The sequence below is a fragment of the Kitasatospora sp. NPDC004723 genome (genome assembly GCF_040609255.1).
Taxonomy (GTDB): Bacteria; Actinomycetota; Actinomycetes; order Streptomycetales; family Streptomycetaceae; genus Kitasatospora.
The window spans coordinates 1-19,172 of sequence record NZ_JBEXJT010000063.1 but is presented as its reverse complement, the minus strand read 5'-3'; the positions used below and the strand labels follow the sequence as shown (position 1 = coordinate 19,172).

Annotated in this window: 17 protein-coding genes; 10 read left to right on the top strand and 7 right to left on the bottom strand. The window is 73.9% G+C overall.

Annotation, left to right across the window (positions count from 1 at the left end; all coding sequences use genetic code 11):
* Positions 1-123: 123 nt before the first annotated feature.
* The 6 genes from egtA to ABZW10_RS35480 all read left to right on the top strand — a co-directional run bounded on the left by egtA (position 124) and on the right by ABZW10_RS35480 (position 7,704).
* On the top strand, positions 124-1,485 hold the full coding sequence (gene egtA / locus ABZW10_RS35505; RefSeq protein ID WP_355374737.1) for an ergothioneine biosynthesis glutamate--cysteine ligase EgtA: 1,362 nt from the start codon (positions 124-126) through the stop codon (positions 1,483-1,485).
* The gene (gene egtB / locus ABZW10_RS35500; RefSeq protein ID WP_355374735.1) at positions 1,482-2,957 is read left to right on the top strand and encodes an ergothioneine biosynthesis protein EgtB; all 1,476 of its coding nucleotides are present in this window, start codon (positions 1,482-1,484) and stop codon (positions 2,955-2,957) included. The genes egtA and egtB overlap by 4 nt, the downstream gene beginning before the upstream one ends.
* Complete coding sequence (gene egtC, locus ABZW10_RS35495; protein ID WP_355374733.1) at positions 2,957-3,694, top strand: ergothioneine biosynthesis protein EgtC; 738 nt, start codon at positions 2,957-2,959, stop codon at positions 3,692-3,694. The genes egtB and egtC overlap by 1 nt, the downstream gene beginning before the upstream one ends.
* A 99-nt stretch (positions 3,695-3,793) precedes the next feature.
* Positions 3,794-4,768 carry an L-histidine N(alpha)-methyltransferase gene (egtD, locus tag ABZW10_RS35490; protein WP_355374730.1) on the top strand — a complete coding sequence of 325 codons (975 nt, stop codon included), beginning with the start codon at positions 3,794-3,796 and terminating at the stop codon, positions 4,766-4,768.
* A gap of 120 nt (positions 4,769-4,888) precedes the next feature.
* Positions 4,889-6,343: a sugar porter family MFS transporter gene (locus ABZW10_RS35485; protein WP_355374727.1), complete on the top strand. Its 1,455-nt coding sequence runs from the start codon at positions 4,889-4,891 to the stop codon at positions 6,341-6,343.
* Between the two features lie 116 nt (positions 6,344-6,459).
* Positions 6,460-7,704 (top strand): nitric oxide synthase oxygenase, encoded by a 1,245-nt coding sequence (locus ABZW10_RS35480; RefSeq protein ID WP_355374725.1) that lies wholly within the window; start codon positions 6,460-6,462, stop codon positions 7,702-7,704.
* Here the strand turns inward: ABZW10_RS35480 and ABZW10_RS35475 are convergent.
* A complete protein-coding gene (locus ABZW10_RS35475; RefSeq protein WP_355374723.1) occupies positions 7,647-8,351 on the bottom strand; it encodes a TetR/AcrR family transcriptional regulator C-terminal domain-containing protein in 705 nt (234 codons plus the stop codon). The two genes, ABZW10_RS35480 and ABZW10_RS35475, sit on opposite strands and share 58 nt — an antisense overlap.
* Positions 8,352-8,476: 125 nt before the next feature.
* Between ABZW10_RS35475 and ABZW10_RS35470 the strand changes: the two genes are divergently transcribed.
* From ABZW10_RS35470 to ABZW10_RS35455, 4 genes are all read left to right on the top strand, one after another.
* On the top strand, positions 8,477-9,625 hold the full coding sequence (locus ABZW10_RS35470) for an acyl-CoA dehydrogenase family protein (protein WP_355374720.1): 1,149 nt from the start codon (positions 8,477-8,479) through the stop codon (positions 9,623-9,625).
* Positions 9,626-9,676: 51 nt separating this feature from the next.
* The gene (locus tag ABZW10_RS35465; protein WP_355374717.1) at positions 9,677-10,864 is read left to right on the top strand and encodes an acetyl-CoA C-acyltransferase; all 1,188 of its coding nucleotides are present in this window, start codon (positions 9,677-9,679) and stop codon (positions 10,862-10,864) included.
* 142 nt (positions 10,865-11,006) lie between these two features.
* On the top strand, positions 11,007-11,765 hold the full coding sequence (gene fabG / locus ABZW10_RS35460; protein ID WP_355374715.1) for a 3-oxoacyl-ACP reductase FabG: 759 nt from the start codon (positions 11,007-11,009) through the stop codon (positions 11,763-11,765).
* Between the two features lie 216 nt (positions 11,766-11,981).
* Positions 11,982-13,358, top strand: coding sequence for a S53 family peptidase (locus ABZW10_RS35455; RefSeq protein WP_355374712.1), 1,377 nt, complete (start codon positions 11,982-11,984; stop codon positions 13,356-13,358).
* A 51-nt stretch (positions 13,359-13,409) separates the two neighbouring features.
* Here ABZW10_RS35455 and ABZW10_RS35450 read toward each other — a convergent pair whose 3' ends face one another.
* The 6 genes from ABZW10_RS35450 to ABZW10_RS35425 form a co-directional block, all read right to left on the bottom strand.
* A complete protein-coding gene (locus ABZW10_RS35450) occupies positions 13,410-13,592 on the bottom strand; it encodes a DUF397 domain-containing protein (RefSeq protein WP_355374709.1) in 183 nt (60 codons plus the stop codon).
* On the bottom strand, positions 13,592-13,774 hold the full coding sequence (locus ABZW10_RS35445) for a DUF397 domain-containing protein (RefSeq protein WP_355374706.1): 183 nt from the start codon (positions 13,772-13,774) through the stop codon (positions 13,592-13,594). Before ABZW10_RS35445 ends, ABZW10_RS35450 begins: the two co-directional genes overlap by 1 nt.
* Entirely contained in the window at positions 13,771-14,652 is an 882-nt protein-coding gene (locus ABZW10_RS35440; protein ID WP_355374703.1) for a helix-turn-helix transcriptional regulator, read from the bottom strand. The genes ABZW10_RS35445 and ABZW10_RS35440 overlap by 4 nt, the downstream gene beginning before the upstream one ends.
* Positions 14,653-15,056: 404 nt before the next feature.
* Entirely contained in the window at positions 15,057-16,214 is a 1,158-nt protein-coding gene (locus ABZW10_RS35435) for a DUF6183 family protein (RefSeq protein WP_355374700.1), read from the bottom strand.
* Between the two features lie 53 nt (positions 16,215-16,267).
* Positions 16,268-16,726 carry a hypothetical protein gene (locus ABZW10_RS35430; RefSeq protein ID WP_355374698.1) on the bottom strand — a complete coding sequence of 153 codons (459 nt, stop codon included), beginning with the start codon at positions 16,724-16,726 and terminating at the stop codon, positions 16,268-16,270.
* A gap of 36 nt (positions 16,727-16,762) precedes the next feature.
* Positions 16,763-18,703: a hypothetical protein gene (locus ABZW10_RS35425; RefSeq protein WP_355374695.1), complete on the bottom strand. Its 1,941-nt coding sequence runs from the start codon at positions 18,701-18,703 to the stop codon at positions 16,763-16,765.
* Positions 18,704-19,172: the final 469 nt, after the last annotated feature.

Sequence of the window (19,172 nt, the reverse complement as noted above, 5' to 3'; positions counted from 1 at the left end):
GCATCGCCCCGGCCTGCGGCGATGCGCCTTCGCCCGATGTTTGCGCGGCGACCCCGCATGGTCCGGGGCAGACTGGGCAGGGTAGACCGGGCCGCACCCGTGTCCAGAAGGATGGTGAGTCCGGTGATACCCCTTCGACCGCCCAACCCCACCGACCGGCAGAGCACCGCACCGCGCGCCGACGCGGTGACCCCGCTCACCGAGTCGGCCGCCCGCAGCCACATGTCGGGCGTCTGCTTCAAGATCGGCCCGCCCCGGCTGGTCGGCGTCGAGGCCGAGTGGTTCGTCCACGACGACCGATGTCCCGACCGGCCGGTCCCCCCGGAACGGCTGCACGCAGCACTGGAAGCACTGCCCTTAGGCGGCCCCGACGGGACCTCGCTCCCCTCCGGATCCCGCCTCACCCTCGAACCGGGCGGTCAGGTCGAGCTCAGCTCCCCGCCCGCCGACAGCCTCACCACCTGCGTCGCCGACACCCGGCGCGATCTCGGAGCCCTGCGGGCCGCCTTCGCCGCCCAGGGCCTTCGCCTCACCGGCACCGGCACCGACCCGCTCGACCGCCCCCGCACGATGGTGCTGGACCATCCGCGCTACCTCGCGATGGAGCGCCACTTCGACGCGGCGGGCCCCTGGGGCCGGATCATGATGACGGGCACCGCCTCCCTCCAGGTCTGCCTGGACTCCGGGACGGAGGACGGCCCGCACGGCTACCGGCGCCGCTGGCTGCTCGCCCACCGGCTCGGTCCGGTCCTGGTCGCCGCCTTCGCCAACTCGCCGCTGCTGGACGGCCGCCCCACCGGGCACCGGTCCACCCGGCAGACCGTCTGGTCCCGGATGGACCCCACCCGCACCCTCGCCCCGGCGCCCGACCACGGCGACCCGCGCGAGTCCTGGGCGGGGTACGTGCTGGACGCCGAGGTGCTCTGCGTACGCCGCCAGGACGACCGGCCGTGGACCGCGCCCGCCGGAATGACCTTCCGCGACTGGCTGCGCGGCGCCGGCGAGCACCCGCCCACCCTGGACGACCTCGACTACCACCGCACCACGCTCTTCCCCCCGGTGCGCCCCCGCGGCCACCTGGAGCTGCGGATGATCGACGCCCAGCCCGGCGACGGCTGGATCGTGCCGACCGCCCTGGTCACCGCGCTGCTGGACGACCCGCTCGCCGCGGACGCCGCGCTCGCCGCCCTGGAACCGCTGCAGCCGCCGCACGGCGCGGACGACCCGCGCCCGCCGCGCAGCGACCTGTGGTGCCGGGCCGCCGTGCTGGCCACCGCCGACCCCGCGCTGCGCCGGGCCGCCCTCGCCTGCTTCGCCGCCGCCGACGCCGCGCTGGGCCGGCTGCCCGGTGCCGAACGGCTGCGCGCCACCGTCGCCGCCTTCGCCGAGCGCTACCCCGCGCGCGGCCGCTGCCCGGCCGACGACCAGCTGGACGCCCTGCGCTCCGGCACCCGACGCACTCCCCCGGAGGAGGCCGCACCATGATCGACGACGCCCGCGAGGCCGGGACCGCCCACGACGCCGGGGGCGCGCCCCCTCCGGAGACCGTGTCGCCGGACAGCGTGTCACCGGACAGCGTGTCGCCCGAGGTCCTGCGCGAGACCATCGCCGTCGAGCTGCTGGCCGCCCGCGCCCGCACCGCCGCGCTCACCGACTGCGTCGAGGACCACGACCTCACCGCCCAGCACTCCCCGCTGATGTCCCCGCTGGTCTGGGACCTCGCGCACATCGGCAACCAGGAGGAGCTCTGGCTGCTGCGCAACGTCGGCGGCCGGGACCCGATGCACCCGGAGATCGACCCGCTCTACGACGCCTTCCAGCACCCGCGCGCCGAACGGCCGGCCCTCCCGCTGCTGCCGCCCGCCGAGGCCCGGGCGTACGCGGGCGAGGTCCGCGGCCGGGTGCTCGACCTGCTCGCCGCCAGCCCGCTGGAGGGCGCCCCGCTGCTGGATGCCGGCTTCGCCTTCGGCATGATCGCCCAGCACGAGCAGCAGCACGACGAGACCATGCTGATCACCCACCAGCTGCGCAGGGGCGAGCCCGCGCTGGCCGCTCCCCCGCCGCCGCCCGCCCCGGCGGACGCCGCCACGCTGCCCGCCGAGGTGCTGATCCCGGCCGGCCCGTTCACCATGGGCACCGACACCGAGCCGTGGGCCCTGGACAACGAACGCCCCGCCCACCGCGTCGACCTGCCCGCCTACCGGCTGGACACCACCCCGGTCACCAACGCCGCCTATCTGCGGTTCCTCGCCGACGGCGGCTACGACGAACCGCACTGGTGGACGCCCGAGGGGTGGGCGCACCGGCAGAGCGCCCGGCTGAGCGCACCGCTGTTCTGGCAGCACGAGGACGGCCAGTGGCTGCGCCGCCGCTTCGGCGTGCTGGAGCCCGTACCGCTCGACGAGCCGGTGCTGCACGTCAGCTGGTACGAGGCGGACGCCTACGCCCGCTGGGCCGGGCGCCGGCTGCCGACCGAGGCCGAGTGGGAGAAGGCCGCCCGGCACGACCCGGCCACCGGCCGCTCCCGGCGCTACCCGTGGGGCGACGGCGCCCCCGGCCCCGAGCACGCCAACCTGGGGCAGCGGCACCTGCGCCCGGCCCCGGCCGGCAGCTACCCCGACGGCCGGTCGCCGTACGGGGTGCGGCAGTTGATGGGCGACGTGTGGGAGTGGACGGCCAGCGACCTGCGGCCCTACCCGGGCTTCCGGGCCTGGCCGTACCGGGAGTACTCGGAGGTCTTCTTCGGGCCGGAGTACAAGGTGCTGCGCGGCGGCTGCTTCGCGGTGGCGCCGGTCGCCTGCCGGGGCACCTTCCGCAACTGGGACTACCCGGTGCGCCGGCAGATCTTCGCCGGGTTCCGCACCGCCGCCGATGTCGACGCCGGCGACGGCGGGCGGCCCGGTGCGGGTGGCACGGGCGGCTCCGGCCGCGGCCGGTCCGGCGCGGGGGCCGGCTGATGTGCCGCCACCTCGCCTACCTGGGCGAGCCGGTGGCGCCCCGGACCCTGCTGGTGGAGCCGCCGTCCGGGCTCTACCGGCAGTCCTGGGCGCCGCGCCTGCAGCAGTACGGCACGGTCAACGCGGACGGCTTCGGCCTGGGCTGGTACGCGGACGGCGACGAGGTGCCGGCCCGCTACCGCCGGGCCGGGCCGGTCTGGGCGGACGAGTCGTTCGCCGACCTCGCCCGGGTGCTGCGCACCCGGGCGCTGCTGGCGGCGGTCCGCTCGGCCACCGAGGGCTGCGCGGCGGGCGAGGAGGCGGCGGCGCCGTTCGCCGCCGGGCGCTGGCTGTTCAGCCACAACGGGGCGCTGGCCGGCTGGCCGGAGCGGACCGGCGCGCTGGCCGCGCTGCTGCCGCCGCAGGAACTGCTCGGCCTGGTGGCCCGCACCGACTCGGCGCTGCTGTGGGCACTCGCGCTGCACCGGCTGCGCGCGGGCGCCGGGCTCGGCGACGCGTTGGCCGACACCGTCGCCCGGACCGTCGCGCACACCGCCGGGCGGATCAACCTGCTGCTCACCGACGGCCGGGAGATCGCCGCCACCGCCTGGGGCGACACCCTGCACCACCGGACGGTGCCCGGGCTCGGCGTGCTGGTCGCCTCCGAGCCCTCCGACGACCACCCCGACTGGACGACCGTGCCGGACCGGTCGCTGCTGCTGGCCGGGCCGGACGGGGTGACCGTCAAGCCGCTCTGAGCGCGGCGGCCCGGAGCCGGCGCCCGGTTCGCCCGACGTCACGTCTTCACGTCGTCACGTCTTCAATTCTTCACTTCCTGAACAGAGGATCAACCTGTCATGAGCACCTTCGATCTCACCCGGCTGCTGCCCGCCGACCACTTCAGCACGGCCCTGCGGCACGACGTCCGGACCGGCCTCACCGCCGAGCCCAAGACGCTGCCGCCCAAGTGGTTCTACGACGCGCGCGGCAGCGAGCTGTTCGAGGAGATCACCCGGCTGCCCGAGTACTACCCGACCCGGGCCGAGCGGGCCATCCTCACCGCCCGGGCCGGCGAGATCGCCGCCGCCACCCGGGCCCGCACCCTGGTGGAGCTGGGCTCCGGCTCCTCCGAGAAGACCCGGCTGCTGCTGGACGCGCTGCGCGACCTCGGCACGCTGGAGGCGTACGTGCCGGTGGACGTCAGCGAGAGCGCGCTGACCGCCGCCGGCGAGGCGCTGGCCACCGAGTACCCGGACCTCGCGGTGCACGGCGTGCTGGCCGACTTCACCGCCCGGCTCGGCCTGCCGCCGGTCGGCGGTCCCCGGCTGGTCGCCTTCCTCGGCGGCACCCTCGGCAACCTGCTGCCGCCCGAGCGGGCCGTCTTCCTGCGCGGGCTGCGCGCCGCGCTCGACCCCGGCGACTTCCTGCTGCTCGGCACCGACCTGGTGAAGGACCCGGCGGTGCTGGTCGCCGCCTACGACGACGCGGCCGGGGTGACCGCGGAGTTCAACCGCAATGTGCTCGCCGTGCTGAACCGGGAGCTGGGCGCCGACTTCGAGCCGGAGGCCTTCGCGCACGTGGCGCGCTGGGACGCCGAGCAGGAGTGGATCGAGATGCGGCTGCGGTCGCTGGTCTCGCAGACCGTGAAGATCCCGGCGCTGGACCTGCCGGTGCACTTCGCCGAGGGCGAGGAGGTGCGCACCGAGGTGTCGGCGAAGTTCCGCCGGGAGCGGGTCGCCGAGGAGCTGTCGGCGGCCGGGCTGGAGCTCGCCGCCTGGTGGACGGACGAGCCGGGACGGTTCGGGCTGTCGCTGGCCCGGCCGGCTATTTGATCGTTCACTTTACTAATAGCAAAAGGGGCTTGATCGTCATCTGATGTACAAGACTTGAACATTGACGGGTTACGATCTCTCGGCTACCGCACTCAGCGTTGAGTACCAGGAGTCAAGATCGTGAGCGTCACCCAGCAGTCCGCGGGGCCCTCGGGCCCCGCGGAGCCTTCGGAGGCGGAGACCGGGCCGGCCCCGTCCGGCCGGCTCGGCTTCGTCGTCTTCATCACCGCCGCCGCGGCCCTCGGCGGTTTCCTGTTCGGCTACGACAGCTCCGTCATCAACGGCGCGGTCTCCGGCATCCAGGACAAGTTCGGTGTCGGCGACGGCGTGACCGGTCTGATCGTCTCCTCCGCGCTGCTGGGCTCGGCGGTCGGCGCGGCGCTGGCCGGCCGGTTCGCCGACCGCTACGGCCGGACCACCGTGATGAAGGCCGGCGCGCTGCTCTTCGCCGTGAGCGCGGTCGGCTCGATGCTGCCCTTCGCCGCCTGGGACCTCGCCCTGTGGCGGGTGCTCGGCGGAGCGGCCATCGGCATCGCCTCGGTGATCGCCCCGACCTACATCGCCGAGGTGGCACCGGCCCAGTACCGCGGCCGGCTGGCCTCCTTCCAGCAGGCCGCCATCGTGCTCGGCATCGCGATCTCGCAGCTGGTCAACTGGCTGCTGGCGAACGCCGCCGGCGGCGAGACCCGCGGCCACCTGCTCGGCCTGGAGGCCTGGCAGTGGATGCTCGGCATCTGCGTGGTGCCGGCCGCCGTCTACTTCGTGCTCGCCTCGACCATCCCCGAGTCGCCGCGCTTCCTCGTCGCGGCCGGCCGCCTGGACGAGGCCCGCGCCGTCCTCGCCGACGTCGAGGGCGCGCACACCGACGCCGACGCCCGGATCGAGGAGATCCGCGGCCTGATCGACTCCGACCACCGCCCGCGCCTGCGCGACCTGCTCGGCGGGCGCTTCGGGCTGCTGCCGATCGTCTGGGCCGGCATCGGCCTGTCGGTCTTCCAGCAGCTGGTCGGCATCAATGTGATCTTCTACTACTCGTCGATCCTCTGGCAGTCGGTGGGCATCGACCAGTCGAACTCGCTGCTGATCAGCTTCGTCGGCTCGGTCATCAACATCCTCGGCACCGTGATCGCGATCCTGCTGGTCGACCGGATCGGCCGCAAGCCGCTCGCCCTGATCGGCTCGGCCGGCATGGCCGTCGCCCTCGGCGCCTGCGCCTGGGCGTTCTCCTCCGCCACCGGCAGCGGCGACGACGTCGTGCTGCCCGACCTCCAGGGCACCGTGGCGCTGATCGCCGCCAACGCCTTCGTGCTGTTCTTCGCGCTCTCCTGGGGCGTGGTGGTCTGGGTGATGCTCGGCGAGATGTTCCCCAACCGGATCCGCGCCGCCGCGCTCTCGCTGGCCGCCTCCGCGCAGTGGCTCGCCAACTGGGCGATCACCGTGTCGTTCCCGGCCCTCTCGCGCTGGAACCTCGCCGCCACCTACCTCGCCTACGCGGTGTTCGCGGCGCTGTCCATCGCCTTCGTGGCGCGCTTCCTCAAGGAGACCAAGGGCGTGCGCCTGGAGGACATGGGATAGGCCGGGCGTACCCGTCGGCCCCCGCACCCTAGCGCGAAGACGCCGGGGGCGGGGGCCGAATCGTTCACTCCCTGCGGTGCCCCGGACACCTCCGGTATCCCTGTCCGGCAGGAGGGATGTCCTTGATCTTCGACCGGCTTCGCACCCGCAGCACGCGCCGATCCGCCGCCACCGCGCCCGGCGGCGCCTGCCCCTACTCGCACGCCCACGTCCACGGCCACCTGGTACCGGAGGAGCCCCCCGGAGCGCCCGCTCCGACGGCGGAACCCGACCGGTCGTTCACCGACCCCCGGCAGGCCGCCGACTTCGTCCGGCAGTTCCACACCGAGCAGCCCGCCGCCGGCGACCCGGAGGCACGGATACGCGCCGTCCTCGACGAGATCGACCGCACCGGCACCTACGAGCACACCCCCGACGAGCTCGCCCACGGCGCCAGGCTCGCCTGGCGCAACGCCGCCCGCTGCATCGGCCGGCTCTACTGGCGCAGCCTGGTGGTGCGCGACCTGCGCCACCTGTCCGCCGCCGACGACATCGCCACCGAGTGCTTCGCCCACCTGCGCGCCGCCACCAACGGCGGCCGGATCCGCCCGGTGGTCTCGGTGTTCGCCCCCGACCGGCCCGGCCGTCCGGCCGCCCGGATCCTCAACCAGCAGCTCGTCCGCTACGCCGGCCACCTCGGTCCGGACGGCCGGTGGACCGGCGACCCGGCCGGCGGCCAGCTCACCGCCCGGGCCCGGGACCTCGGCTGGAAGGGCGGCGAGGAGCGGTTCGAGGTGCTGCCGCTGCTCGTCCAGGAACGGCCCGGCGAGCGGCCCGCGTGGTACGAGCTGCCCGAGGACACCACGCTGGAGGTCCGGCTCTCCCACCCCGAGCACCCGTGGTTCGCCGAGCTGGGCCTGCGCTGGTACGCGGTCCCGGCGATCAGCGACCTGACGCTGGAGATCGGCGGCGTGCGCTACCCCACCGCACCGTTCAACGGCTGGTACATGGGCACCGAGATCGGCGCCCGCAACCTGGCCGACGCCGACCGCTACGACATGCTGGCCACCGTCGCCGGACGGCTCGGCCTGGACACCTCCAGCGACCGCACGCTCTGGCGGGACCGCGCGCTGGTGGAGCTGAACGTCGCGGTGCTGCACTCCTTCCAGCGGGCCGGGGTGACCATGGCCGACCACCACGGCGAGTCCGAGCGGTTCCTGCGGCACATCGCGCGGGAGAAGCGGGCCGGGCGTCCGACGCCCGCCGACTGGAGCTGGATCGTGCCACCGGTCTCCGGCGGGCTGACCCCCGTCTACCACCGGTACTACGACCCGGTGGACCCCGCGCTGCGCCCGGCGTTCGTGGCCCGCGAGCCCTGGTGATCCTGCTCCGTCGGCCGCCGCAGCCGTTCGAAGCGCAGCTCCAGCCCGTCGAGCAGCGCCTCCAGCCCCGTCTCGAAGGCGCCCTCGTCGACGGCCGCCCGGTGCTCGGCCAGCCGGTGCGCCTCGCCGAGGTGCGGGTAGTCGGCCGCGTCGTACACCCCGGCGTCCTCCGGGAAGCCGGCCGCGAAGGAGGCCAGCGCCGAGCCGGTGACGAAGTAGCGCATCAGCGCGCCGATCCTGGTCGCCTGCCCGCGCGGCCAGCCGGCCTCGACCAGGTGGCCGAAGACGGCGTCGGCCAGCCGCAGCGCGTTCGGCCGGCGCCCGGGGCCCTGGGCGAGCACCGGGACGATGTGGGGATGGGCGGCGAGCGCGGCGCGGTAGGAGCGGGCCCAGTCGCGCAGCGCCCGCGGCCAGGGCGCGCCGGGGGCGAACATCGACAGGTCGACCTCGCCCATCACGCCGTCCACCACCGCGTCCAGCAGCTCGTCCTTGGTCGCGAAGTGGTTGTAGAGCGAGGGCCCGCTCACCGAGAGCTCACCGGCGAGGCGGCGGGTGGAGAGCGCGGCCAGCCCCTCCTCGTCGACCAGCCGCAGGGCGGCGGCGACGATGCGCTCGCGGCTGAGCAGGGGGGTGCGCGGGCGGGGCATCGGCTCGGTTCCTCCGGTCGGGTGGGGGTGGACCGATTCTGGCAGGTGCCCCTTCCCAGCGCGGCCGGTCGGGACTACAGTCCCCTCATAAAACTTGCAGCGCTAGTTTAACTGGGGGCGCCCCGATGGACCTGGAACTCTCCGAGGAACAGGCCGCCGTCCGCGCACTCGCGGCCTCCTTCACCGACCGGGAGATCGTGCCGCACGCCGCCGCCTGGGACCGCGCCGAGTCGGTCGACCGCGCGATCGTCGGCAGGCTGGGCGAGGTCGGCTTCCTCGGCCTGACCATCCCCGAGGAGTACGGCGGCAGCGGCGGCGACCACCTCGCCTACTGCCTGGTCCTGGAGGAACTGGGCCGGGGCGACTCCGCCGTGCGCGGCATCGTCTCGGTCTCCCTCGGCCTGGTCGCCAAGTCCGTCAACGCCTTCGGCACCGAGGAGCAGAAGCGGCACTGGCTGCCCCGGCTCACCTCCGGCGAGGCGCTCGGCTGCTTCGCCCTCACCGAACCCGGCACCGGCTCCGACGCCGCCAACCTCACCACCCGGGCCGTGCGCGACGGCGACGACTGGCTGCTCAGCGGCGGCAAGACCTTCATCACCAACGGCACCTGGGCCGACGTCGCCCTCGTCTTCGCCCGCACCGGCGGACCCGGCCACCGCGGCATCACCGCCTTCCTGGTCCCCACCGACCTGCCCGGCTTCACCCGCACCGAGATCCACGGCAAGCTCGGCCTGCGCGGCCAGGCGACCGCCGAGCTCGCCCTCGACGCCGTCCGCGTCCCCGACGACGCCCGGCTCGGCGAGCTCGGCAAGGGCTTCACCGTCGCCATGGCGGCGCTCGCCAAGGGCCGGATGTCGGTCGCCGCCGGCTGCGTCGGCATCGCCCGGGCCTGCCTGGACGCCGCCGTCCGGTACGCGGGCGAGCGCGAGCAGTTCGGCGCGCCGATCGCCTCGCGCCAGCTGGTGCAGCAGCTGCTCGCCGGGATCGCGGTGGACGTCGAGGCCGCCCGGCTGCTCACCTGGAAGGTCGCCGACCACATCGAACGCGGCCTGCCCTTCGCCACCGAGTCCTCGGTGGCCAAGCTGTTCGCCTCCGAAGCCGCGGTGCGGGCCGCCAACAACGCCCTCCAGGTGTTCGGCGGCTACGGCTTCATCGACGAGTACCCCGTCGGCAAGTACCTGCGCGACGCCCGGGTGATGACCCTCTACGAGGGCACCAGCCAGATCCACCAGCTGCTCATCGGGCGCGCGCTCACCGGCGTCAACGCCTTCTGACCCACCGGCTTCCGACCCACCGTCCCCCTTCCCGACAAGGAGCCCGACGTCGTGCGTCCTGTCTACTTCGCCGCCGCCCGCCGCACACCCATCGGCCGGCTGCGCGGAGCGCTCGCCACGGTCCGCCCGGACGACCTCTCGGCCACCGTGCTGCGCGCCCTGCTCGCCGACCTGCCCGCCCTCGACCCGGCCCGGATCGACGACGTCTACTGGGGCGCCGCGAACCAGGCCGGCGAGGACAACCGCAACGCCGCCCGGATGGCCGTCCTGCTCGCCGGCCTGCCCGACAGCGTCCCCGGCGCCACCGTCAACCGGCTCTGCGCCTCCGGCCTGGAGGCGGTCACCATGGCCGCCCGGGCGATCGGCTCGGGCGAGGCGGACGTCGTGCTCGCCGGCGGCTGCGAGTCGATGACCCGCGCCCCCTTTGTCCTGCCCCGGCCCGACGAGGCGCTGCCGCACCGGATCGAGACCCACGACACCCGGCTCGGCTGGCGGCTCACCAACCCGCGGATGGCCGAGCTGCACGGCGTGCTCTCGATGGGCGAGACCGCCGAGGAGGTGGCCGGCCGGTACGGCATCACCCGGGAGCGCCAGGACGCCTTCGCGCTGCGCAGCCACCAGCGGGCCGCCGCCGCCCGCAAGGACGGCCGCTTCGACGCCGAGCTGATCGCGGTCGAGCGGGCCGACGGGGTGAGCGTCACCGAGGACGAGTCGATCCGCGAGGACACCAGCCCGGAGAAGCTGGCCCGCCTCAAGCCCGCCTTCCGCCCCGGCGGCACGGTGACGGCGGGCAACGCCTCGCCGATGAACGACGGCGCAGCCGGGCTCGTCCTGGTCAGCGAGGAGGCGTTGCACGAGTTCGGCCTGGAGCCGCTCGGCCGGTACGTGGCCGGCGCCTCGGCGGGCGTGCACCCGGACGTGATGGGCATCGGGCCGGTGCCGGCCACCCGCAAGGCGCTCGCCCGGGCCGACTGGGCGCTGGACGAGGTCGAGGAGGCCGAGCTGAACGAGGCCTTCGCGGCCCAGGTGCTGGCCTCCGTCGACCAGTTGGGGATCGACCCGGAGCTGGTCAACCCGACCGGCGGCGCGATCGCCCTCGGCCACCCGCTCGGCGGCTCCGGCGCCCGGATCCTCACCACCCTGCTGCACCGGATGCGCCGCACCGGCGGGCGCCGGGGCCTGGCCACCATGTGCGTGGGCGTCGGGCAGGGCACGGCGGTGCTGGTGGAGTCCGCCTGACGGCGGGCGACCGGCTTTCGACGACTGACAACTGACAACTGACAGATTTCAGCTGACAGATGACAGCGAACAGATGACAGATTTCAGATAACAGATTCTGTCAGCTGTCAGCCGGACCTCCATCCCCCGAGGAGCACGCAGCATGACTCGTTTCGCAGGCAAGGTCGCCGTCGTCACCGGCGGGGCGCAGGGCATCGGCGCGGCCACCGCGCGCCGGCTGGCCGAGGAGGGCGCGACGGTGGCCGTCGTCGACCTCTCGGCCGAGCGGGCCGCCGGGACGGCCGAGGAGATCGTCGCCAAGGGCGGCACGGCCCGGGCGTACGGCTGCGACGTGGCCGACTACGACGCCGTGGAGGAGGTGTTCGCCCGGATCGCCGAGGACCTCGGCGGCCTCCACATCCTGGTCAACAACGCCGGGATCACCCGGGACAACCTGTTCTTCAAGATGCCCAAGGCCGACTGGGACGCGGTGCTGACGGTCAACCTGACCAGCGCCTACAACTGCAGCCACGTGGCGCAGAAGTACATGGTGGCGCAGAAGTGGGGCAAGATCGTCTCGCTCAGCTCGCGCTCGGCGCTCGGCAACCGCGGCCAGGCGAACTACGCCGCCGCCAAGGCCGGCATCCAGGGCCTGACCGCGACCCTCGCCATCGAGCTGGGCCCGTTCAACATCAACGTGAACGCGGTGGCCCCCGGCTACATCGCCACCCCGATGACCGCCGCGACCGCCGCCCGGGTCGGCGCCACGGCCGAGGACCACCAGTCCGAGGTGGCCGCCCGCACACCGCTGCGGCGGGTCGGGCAGCCGGAGGAGATCGCCTCGGTGGTCGTCTTCCTGGCGAGCGAGGACGCCTCGTACGTCAGCGGCCAGACCCTGTACGTCAACGGCGGAGCCCGCTGACCCGGGCACTGACACGGTGAAAACGTCTGACGGTCAGTCAGCAGGCCGTCCCCGGTGTTGGGTTACCTTCGCCTGGGACGGCCTTGACCTTTTCCGGTGGCCGAAGGCGACCATGCCGACAGCATGAAATGACTATGGCATGATCATGAGGCTCTCGATGGGATGGCCGGACCACCCCGACCGATCCCGGTCGGGCCCAGCGTCCCGAGGAGTCCCATGGGCAGCTCCCACTCCCTCCGCCGCGCCCTGGCCCTGCTCGCCGTCGGGGCCACCGCCCTGGCGGCCGGCACCGTCTCCGCCGGCACCACCACATCCGCCGACGCGAGCGCACCGGTCACCCACCGCGCCGCGGGCGTCCACGTCCGCCCCGCCTCGGCCGGCCATGTGAACGCCGCCGGCCGCACGGAGCCGCTGACCACCTCGCAGTGCGTCAGCGAACTCGGCATCCACTGCTACTCCCCGCTCCAGTACCGCGAGGCCTACAACCTGAACGCCCTCTACCGGGAGGGCGTCACCGGCAAGGGCCGCACCATCGTCATCGTCGACTCCTTCGGCTCGCCCACCATCCAGCACGACCTGGAGGTCTTCGACAAGCAGTGGGGCCTGCCGGACACCCAGGTCGAGGTGGTCAAGTGGGGCAACGTCCCGCCGTTCGACCCCACCAACCCCGACCACACCGGCTGGGCCGGCGAGGCCACCCTCGACGTCGAGTACGCGCACGCCGTCGCCCCGGACGCCCACATCATCCTGGTCGAGACCGGGGTCGCCGAGACCGAGGGCACCACCGGCCTGCCCGAGATGATGGACGCCGAGCAGGCCCTGATCCGCTCCGGCCGGGCCGACGTCATCTCGCAGAGCTTCGGCGCCACCGAGAACACCTTCCCCGGCTTCGACAAGGGCGACTTCCGCTCGCTGACCGACCTGCGCTACGCCTTCAAGGAGGCCGCCGCCCACGACGTCACCGTGCTCGCCTCCTCCGGCGACAACGGTGCCACCGACGCCAAGGAGAACGGCACCGACCTCTACCCCTACCGGGTCAACTCCTGGCCCTCCTCCGACCCGCTGGTCACCTCGATCGGCGGCACCCAGCTCACCCTCGACGACGCCGGCAGGCGCACCGCACCCGACAAGGTCTGGCACGACGCCTACGGCGCGGGCGGCGGCGGGGTCTCCGGTGTGTTCGGGCGACCGCTGTACCAGGCGGGCGTCGCCAAGGTCACCGGCGACCACCGCGGCACCCCGGACATCAGCATGAGCGCGGCCGTCGACGGCGGCGCGTGGACGTACGAGTCCTACGACCCCACCCGGACCGGCTGGCACCTCACCGGCGGCACCAGCGAGGCGGCACCGATCTTCTCCGGCGTGGTCGCCCTCGCCGACCAGCTCGCCGGCCGCCGCCTCGGCCAGCTCAACTGGCGCCTCTACGGCCTCGATCTGCTCCCCGGGCAGCGCAGCGGCCTGGTCGACGTGACCACCGGCGACAACTCCTGGGACAGCGTCACCGGCTACCAGGCCACCAAGGGCTACGACCTCGCCAGCGGCCTCGGCACCATCGACGCCGCCCGCTTCGTCCACGCCCTCGCCGGACGGTAGAGCAGGAAGCGGCCGTCCCCACCGGGAGACGGCCGCTTTCGGCGCTGTTCGTCAGATCGCCTGCGCGAACTCGACGAAGGACTTCCAAGCAGCCGGGGAAAAGCCGAGCCGAGGACCGGACTTGTCCTTGGAATCACGCACCAGCACCGACCCCGCCGTCTCGGCGACCTCGACGCAGTCTCCGCCCTCGCCACCGCTGTAGCTGCTCTTGAACCACACCAGATCGCCGCTCATCAAACCGACCGTGCGAACTCGACGAAGGACTGCCAAGCCGCCGGAGAAAAGGCGAGCTGCGGACCCGACTTGTCCTTGGAATCACGCACCAACATGGACTCGGTGGTCTCGGCAACCTCGACGCAGTCGCCGCCCTCATTGCTGCTGTAGCTGCTCTTGAACCACACCAGATCGCCGCTCATCGCTCTCCCAGCATCTTCTCGATCAACGACAGGGAATCCTGCGGAGAGTGCGCCTGTGCCCTGAGGGTGCCGTATCGCGCATTCAGGAGGCGGACCTCCTCCGCATCCGTGATGAGCCTACCGCTCGTCTGGACCTCGATGTAGCCGGTCTGCGGACGCCCCTTGGGAGTGAACAGCTTGAACGAACCTGCGACGCTCGCGTTCTCGGAGCGGTCCATCGGCATGATCTGAAGCGTCATGCCGCGGGTGTTGCCGATCTCCAGGAATCGTTCGAGCTGCCCCCTGTGCACCTCCGGCCCGCCGAGCCGCCGGTGCAGGACGCCCTCGTCGATCACCCAGCTGAAGACCGCGCGGGGCCACCGGGCGAGGATCTCCTGCCTCGCCATCCGAGCCGCCACCCGGATCTCGACCATCTCCTCCGCCAGTACCGGCTGTCGCATCCGGAACAGCGCCCGGGCGTAGTCCTCCGTCTGGAGGAGCCCCGGCGCCAGATAGGCGCTCCAGTCGTGAAGTTCGAGGGCTTCGGCCTCCAGACCGGCATAGTTCCGGAACCACTCGGGATGCCGCACTCGCGCCTTGGCCTTCGCCCGCTCGATGTCACCCGCCATGGCGATCAGCAGCCCTCTCGCGTCCAACACCCGCTCGGACGCCTCCAGGAGTTCCCGCTGCGGGGTCCGCTTCCCCTGCTCCACCGCGCCGATCAGGCTCTCGGTGTAGCCGACCTCCTTGGCGAACTCCTTCTGCGTCATTCCCGCCAGCTCACGCAGGATCTTGATCTGCCGCCCGACCGCCCTGAGGAAGTCCGACACCTCCGACAGGTCCTCGTCCAACTGCGGCCGCGCATCGCCGCTCTCGCCGCCGCCCCGAACCTCAGCCATCTCGGCCTCCCCTGATCTCCACCACGCCGCACTGTCCGCACACGTGCAAGCACGCACCGTGCCCACCGAATGCATCGTCAGCGTAGTCCGGGAGAAAGCCCGTTCCCCCAGGATCCGCAGTCCCCCTCGGCACCCCCGGGGCCGCCCTCCACCTCCGAGAGTCGTCCCGCCGGACCACAGGCGACCGTCCCGATGCTCAACTCCCCTGCACCGGAGGCGCTTCCACCCGCACTGGGTCACACTCGCGGAGCCGGCCGCCAACGGCACACACCGGGGCGCGGGTGCGCGTCGCACCTCGCGCTCACCTCCACGCGCCGGGCGTGCACCACCGCGCTCCGCACCTGCTCGCGACCGTTGGCGGACATGCCGGAGTGGGAAGTCGGACCGGCCGACGTCCCACTCCGTCAGTCGGTCGCCGTCGCGGCGAGAAAGGCCAGCCTGCGGCGGTCCGGGCCGACGGCCAGCACCCCCAGGTCCCACACCACCCGGTGGAACCACGGGGTGTCCGCACCGAACCGGTACCAGGCACAGCGGCGGACGTGCTCCTCGACCTCGCCCGGCGACGCGTCCGCCCGTGCCCCGGCGAGCGCGGCCAGCGCGCGCCAGGCGTGAAGCCGGCCGTACGCGCCGTAACAGCCTGACTCGTACGGGCCGCCGGTGGACGCCGCGGCGAACAGTACCCGCCAGACCTCGGCGGGCTCGACGGCGACCACACCGAACGCGGTCGCCCTTCCCGGCGGTGGCAGTTCCCCCAGGTCGGCCAGGCAGTCCGGACTCAGCCCGACGAAGGCGTACGGCACCGCTCCCGGCTCCAAGGGCTCCGCGAACGCGAAGGTCCGCGCCTCGACGCGGGCCTCCGACTGCTCACCCTCGTCCACCCAGTTGGCCACCGGTGCCGCCAGGGCCTCGGCGATCGCGGCGGTTGTCGTCTCCACCGCCGCCGGCACCCTGTCGGCCTGCCGGGGCGCCGGGTGGCGGTCCTCCGGATCGCCGTACGGCAGCCCGCAGCTGCTGCCGTCGACCGAGTAGTACGGGAGATCGGGCTCGGACTCCGCCACCATCAGCGTCAGCGGCAGGCCGCCCAGGGGGTGACCGTTCCAGTGCGGCGAGGTCACCCACCCGGCGATGCCCGGTATCTCCTCCACCGGGACGCCCCTGAGCACGAGTTCGTGCAGCAGACAGACCCGCAGCTCCTCCGAGACCACCGCGGCCGTGTCCCCGTCGTCGAACACCACGGCCAGATCGGCCGGCCGCCGGCACGCGGCCAGCACCGACGCCAGGTAGCGGTCACGCTCCGGATCGTCCGGCCCGGCCGCGGCGAGCATCCGCAGCAGCTGCCCGACGTGCCCGGCGCCGGGCGTCACCGCGAGCAGCCGCACCAGCCGGTCGAAGAGCCCGTCGAACTCCGCCGCCGAGCGATGGTGCCGCGCCAGCCCGATGCCGAGGTCCGCCACGAAGGCCGCCTCGCCGTACTTGAGGCCACGGCCCGCCAGCCTCTCCATTTTCCGAGCGTTCCGGCTGGTCAGCGGCTTCGTCAGGATCTTCGACAGCGCATCGTCCACGGCGGTGAGCATAGGCGGCCGCCGGGGTGCGGTCGCCCGGGTTTCCCGGTCGCTCAGTCTTCCGGTGCCCGGTCCCGGGCCATCGCCCGGGCCTCCCAGGGTTCGAGCCCGCCCCGGAAAACCCGGGAATCCCGCCAGGTCCCCTCCCCGGCCAGCGGGACGCCCACCAACAGGTGGCGGCCCGACTGGGTCACCTCGACCTCACCGGCGATGACGGCCCGAAGGAAGTCGAGCGCGAGGCACGTCGGCACCCAGTCGAAGACGTAGTCGTCGAACACGATCCGGCAGGAGTCGCTGCCGTCCACCAGCATGACGATGAAGAAGTGGTCCTCCGAGGCCCCCAGACGGAGGTCGAAGGATCGCGGCGGCGCGACCGGCACCACCTCCACCTCCTCGAAGAGGCCCGACGCCTCGACCTCCGCGACGAACTCCGCCACGTCCACCGACGGCCAGGGCTCGCCGGTCCGCAGGGAGCGTTCGGCGTGGCGGCGGTTCTCCTGCCACCGGGCCAAGGCGTTCGTGATCGCCGACAGGGCGCCCATCCCGGATCAGGCGGAGCCGGGATGGGCGGCGGCGAGGGTCGCGAGGTGGCGTTCGGCGGCACGGAGCTTGCGGCCGTCGGGGCCCGGGAGGTGGGCGCGCAGTTCGATGATCTCCGGGGCGATCCGGAGCGCCTCCGTGCGGTCCGGGATCGCCCGCCAGCAGGCCTCGGCGTTGGTCGCGGCGTGCTGGGTCTCCGGGTGCTCGACCCCGTGGCTGCGGAGCATGGAGAGGGCGACCTCGCGGTAGATGTCGGCTGCCTCGGCGGGCCGCCCCGCGAGGCGGGAGACGTGCGCGCGGACCTGACGGACCTGCAGCACCGGAGCGGAGTCCGGACCGTGCTCGGCCATCGCCTCCAGTTCGAGGGCGAAGGCCAGGTCGGTGGCGGCCCCGTGGTCGCCGGCGTCGGCGCTGCGGACGATCCGGCCGATCACCTCGCGGTAGTCGGCGCGGGGCTGGGAGAGGTCCGCCTCGGGGGCGGACTCCTCGGTCGCCACCGCCACCGCCACCGGCTCGGGCTCGGGCTCGGGCTCGGGCGCAGCCTCGACCTCGGGCTCGTCGGCGCGCTCGTCGGCGGGCGCGGGAGCGGGCTCGTCGACCGGCACCGGCACCGGCTCGGCCTCGGGTTCGGGCTCAGGGGCCGGCGGCTGCCAGGCGCCGGGCTTCACGAGGTCGACCGGCTGCGGCGGGAGCGGCGGTGTGGGCGGCACGCCGGGCTTGAGCAGGTTCACCGGCCCCTCGGGCAGCGGTCGATCGGGCACCGGGGCGGCGACGACGGCGGCCGGCTTGTCCAGGACGACGGCCGGACGCGGCACCGCGTCGCGCGGCGCTTCGCCCCACGGCCGCTCGTCCGTCCACGCCGCCTCCTCGTGGGCGGCGGCCGGGCGGGGCAGCACGGCGGCCGGGCTCGGCCCCTCGTACGGGACGGCGTCGGCGAACGGTCCCTCGCCGCGCCGGGCGGTGTTGCGGAAGAACGGGAGGTCCGGCGCGTGCGTGCTGAACACGACCACGTCCGGGCGCAGCACCGAGTACACCTGCTGGCGCAGCTGTTCGGGTGCCAGAACGGCCTCGGCGCCCGGACGGCCGCCGTGCAGGGCCTCGATCAGCGCGCGGGTGAACGTGCCGATCTGCTCCGGGTCGGGGCTGACCACCGCCCACAGCGGCAGGCCGTCGCCGAGCGAGGAGACGGTGCCCTGGAGCAGCGGCCAGGCGTTCTGGTCGGCGCTCAGGTCGGCGATGACCAGGGTCTGCCACTCCGCCGGGCGGTGCCGCAGCTCACCGGCGACCGCCTGCCAGGCGAGGCCGTCCTGACGGATGCTGCCGGGCTTGGAGTCCCGCAGGGTGAGGTGGAGCTGGCCGCCGCGCTTGTCGGCGAGCAGGTGGCCGCCGAGGTGGACGAGCAGCGGTCCGGGGTGGCGGGCGGCGGCGCGCAGGTGGGCGAGGACGGTGTGCGGGTCGCTGGCGCCGGGCAGGTGGACGGCGTCGACGGCGTCGGCGGCGAGCAGCACCTGCGGGGAGACGGCGGCGAGCATCGCGGACAGCACCGGCGCCTGGGCCGGTCCGCCGCGCCCCCAGGTGCGGCGGCCGGAGGTGCCGTAGCCGCCCTCGACGACCAGGATCCGGCCGCGCGGCCCGCCGCCCAGGCCGCCCGGACCAGGCAGGCCGTGCGCGGGGGTGGTGCCGGGAGCCGTGTACGGCGGCGGGGTGGCCGTTCCGCCGGGGGCACCACCCATGGCGGGCATGCCGGTGACGGTCCATCCGGTGGACGGCGCGGGCGGTCCGGGCACCGGGCCGGGCGCGGGCAGCGGGGCGGGGGGTTCGTACAGGGCGGCCGGTCCGGGCGGGTGCTCCTCGTAGGCGTTGCGCGCGGACGGCGGCGGTACGGCGTCCCGGGGACCCGCGTCCGGTACGGGCTCCGGACCTCCGGGGACCGCCTTCGTCTCCGCCATCTCCAGGTCACCGCCCCGCCCCGCCGCCCAGCGGCGTTCTGCTGCCTCGTACCCCGCGTGGTGCCGGTCACCACACCCGTGTGCGCCACCCTACGAGATCCCGCCACACCCGATCCAGGCCGGGTCGGCGTTCCACCCACCCCTCCCCCCGGAGCAGGAAGCCGGCCACGCCGACTTCCCACTCCCAGGTCCTGAACACCAAGCACACCGTCAAGCAGCCACCCGCAGAAAGGTTTCACCCTCCGGCCACCGAAACGAAAGGTCGACCCACCCCGCCGACCTCCCACCCCCGGGCCAACCCCCAACAGTCACGACATCAGAGCGGCCCCCGAACCCGCAGCGGGCGCACAGGACCCGGCGGGGGGGGGGGGGGGGGGGGGGGGGCCCGCCGCGGGCCCCCCCCCCCCCCCCCCACCCCCACCCCCCCCCCCACCACGAACCCCCCCCCCCCACCCCCCACAACAAGCCC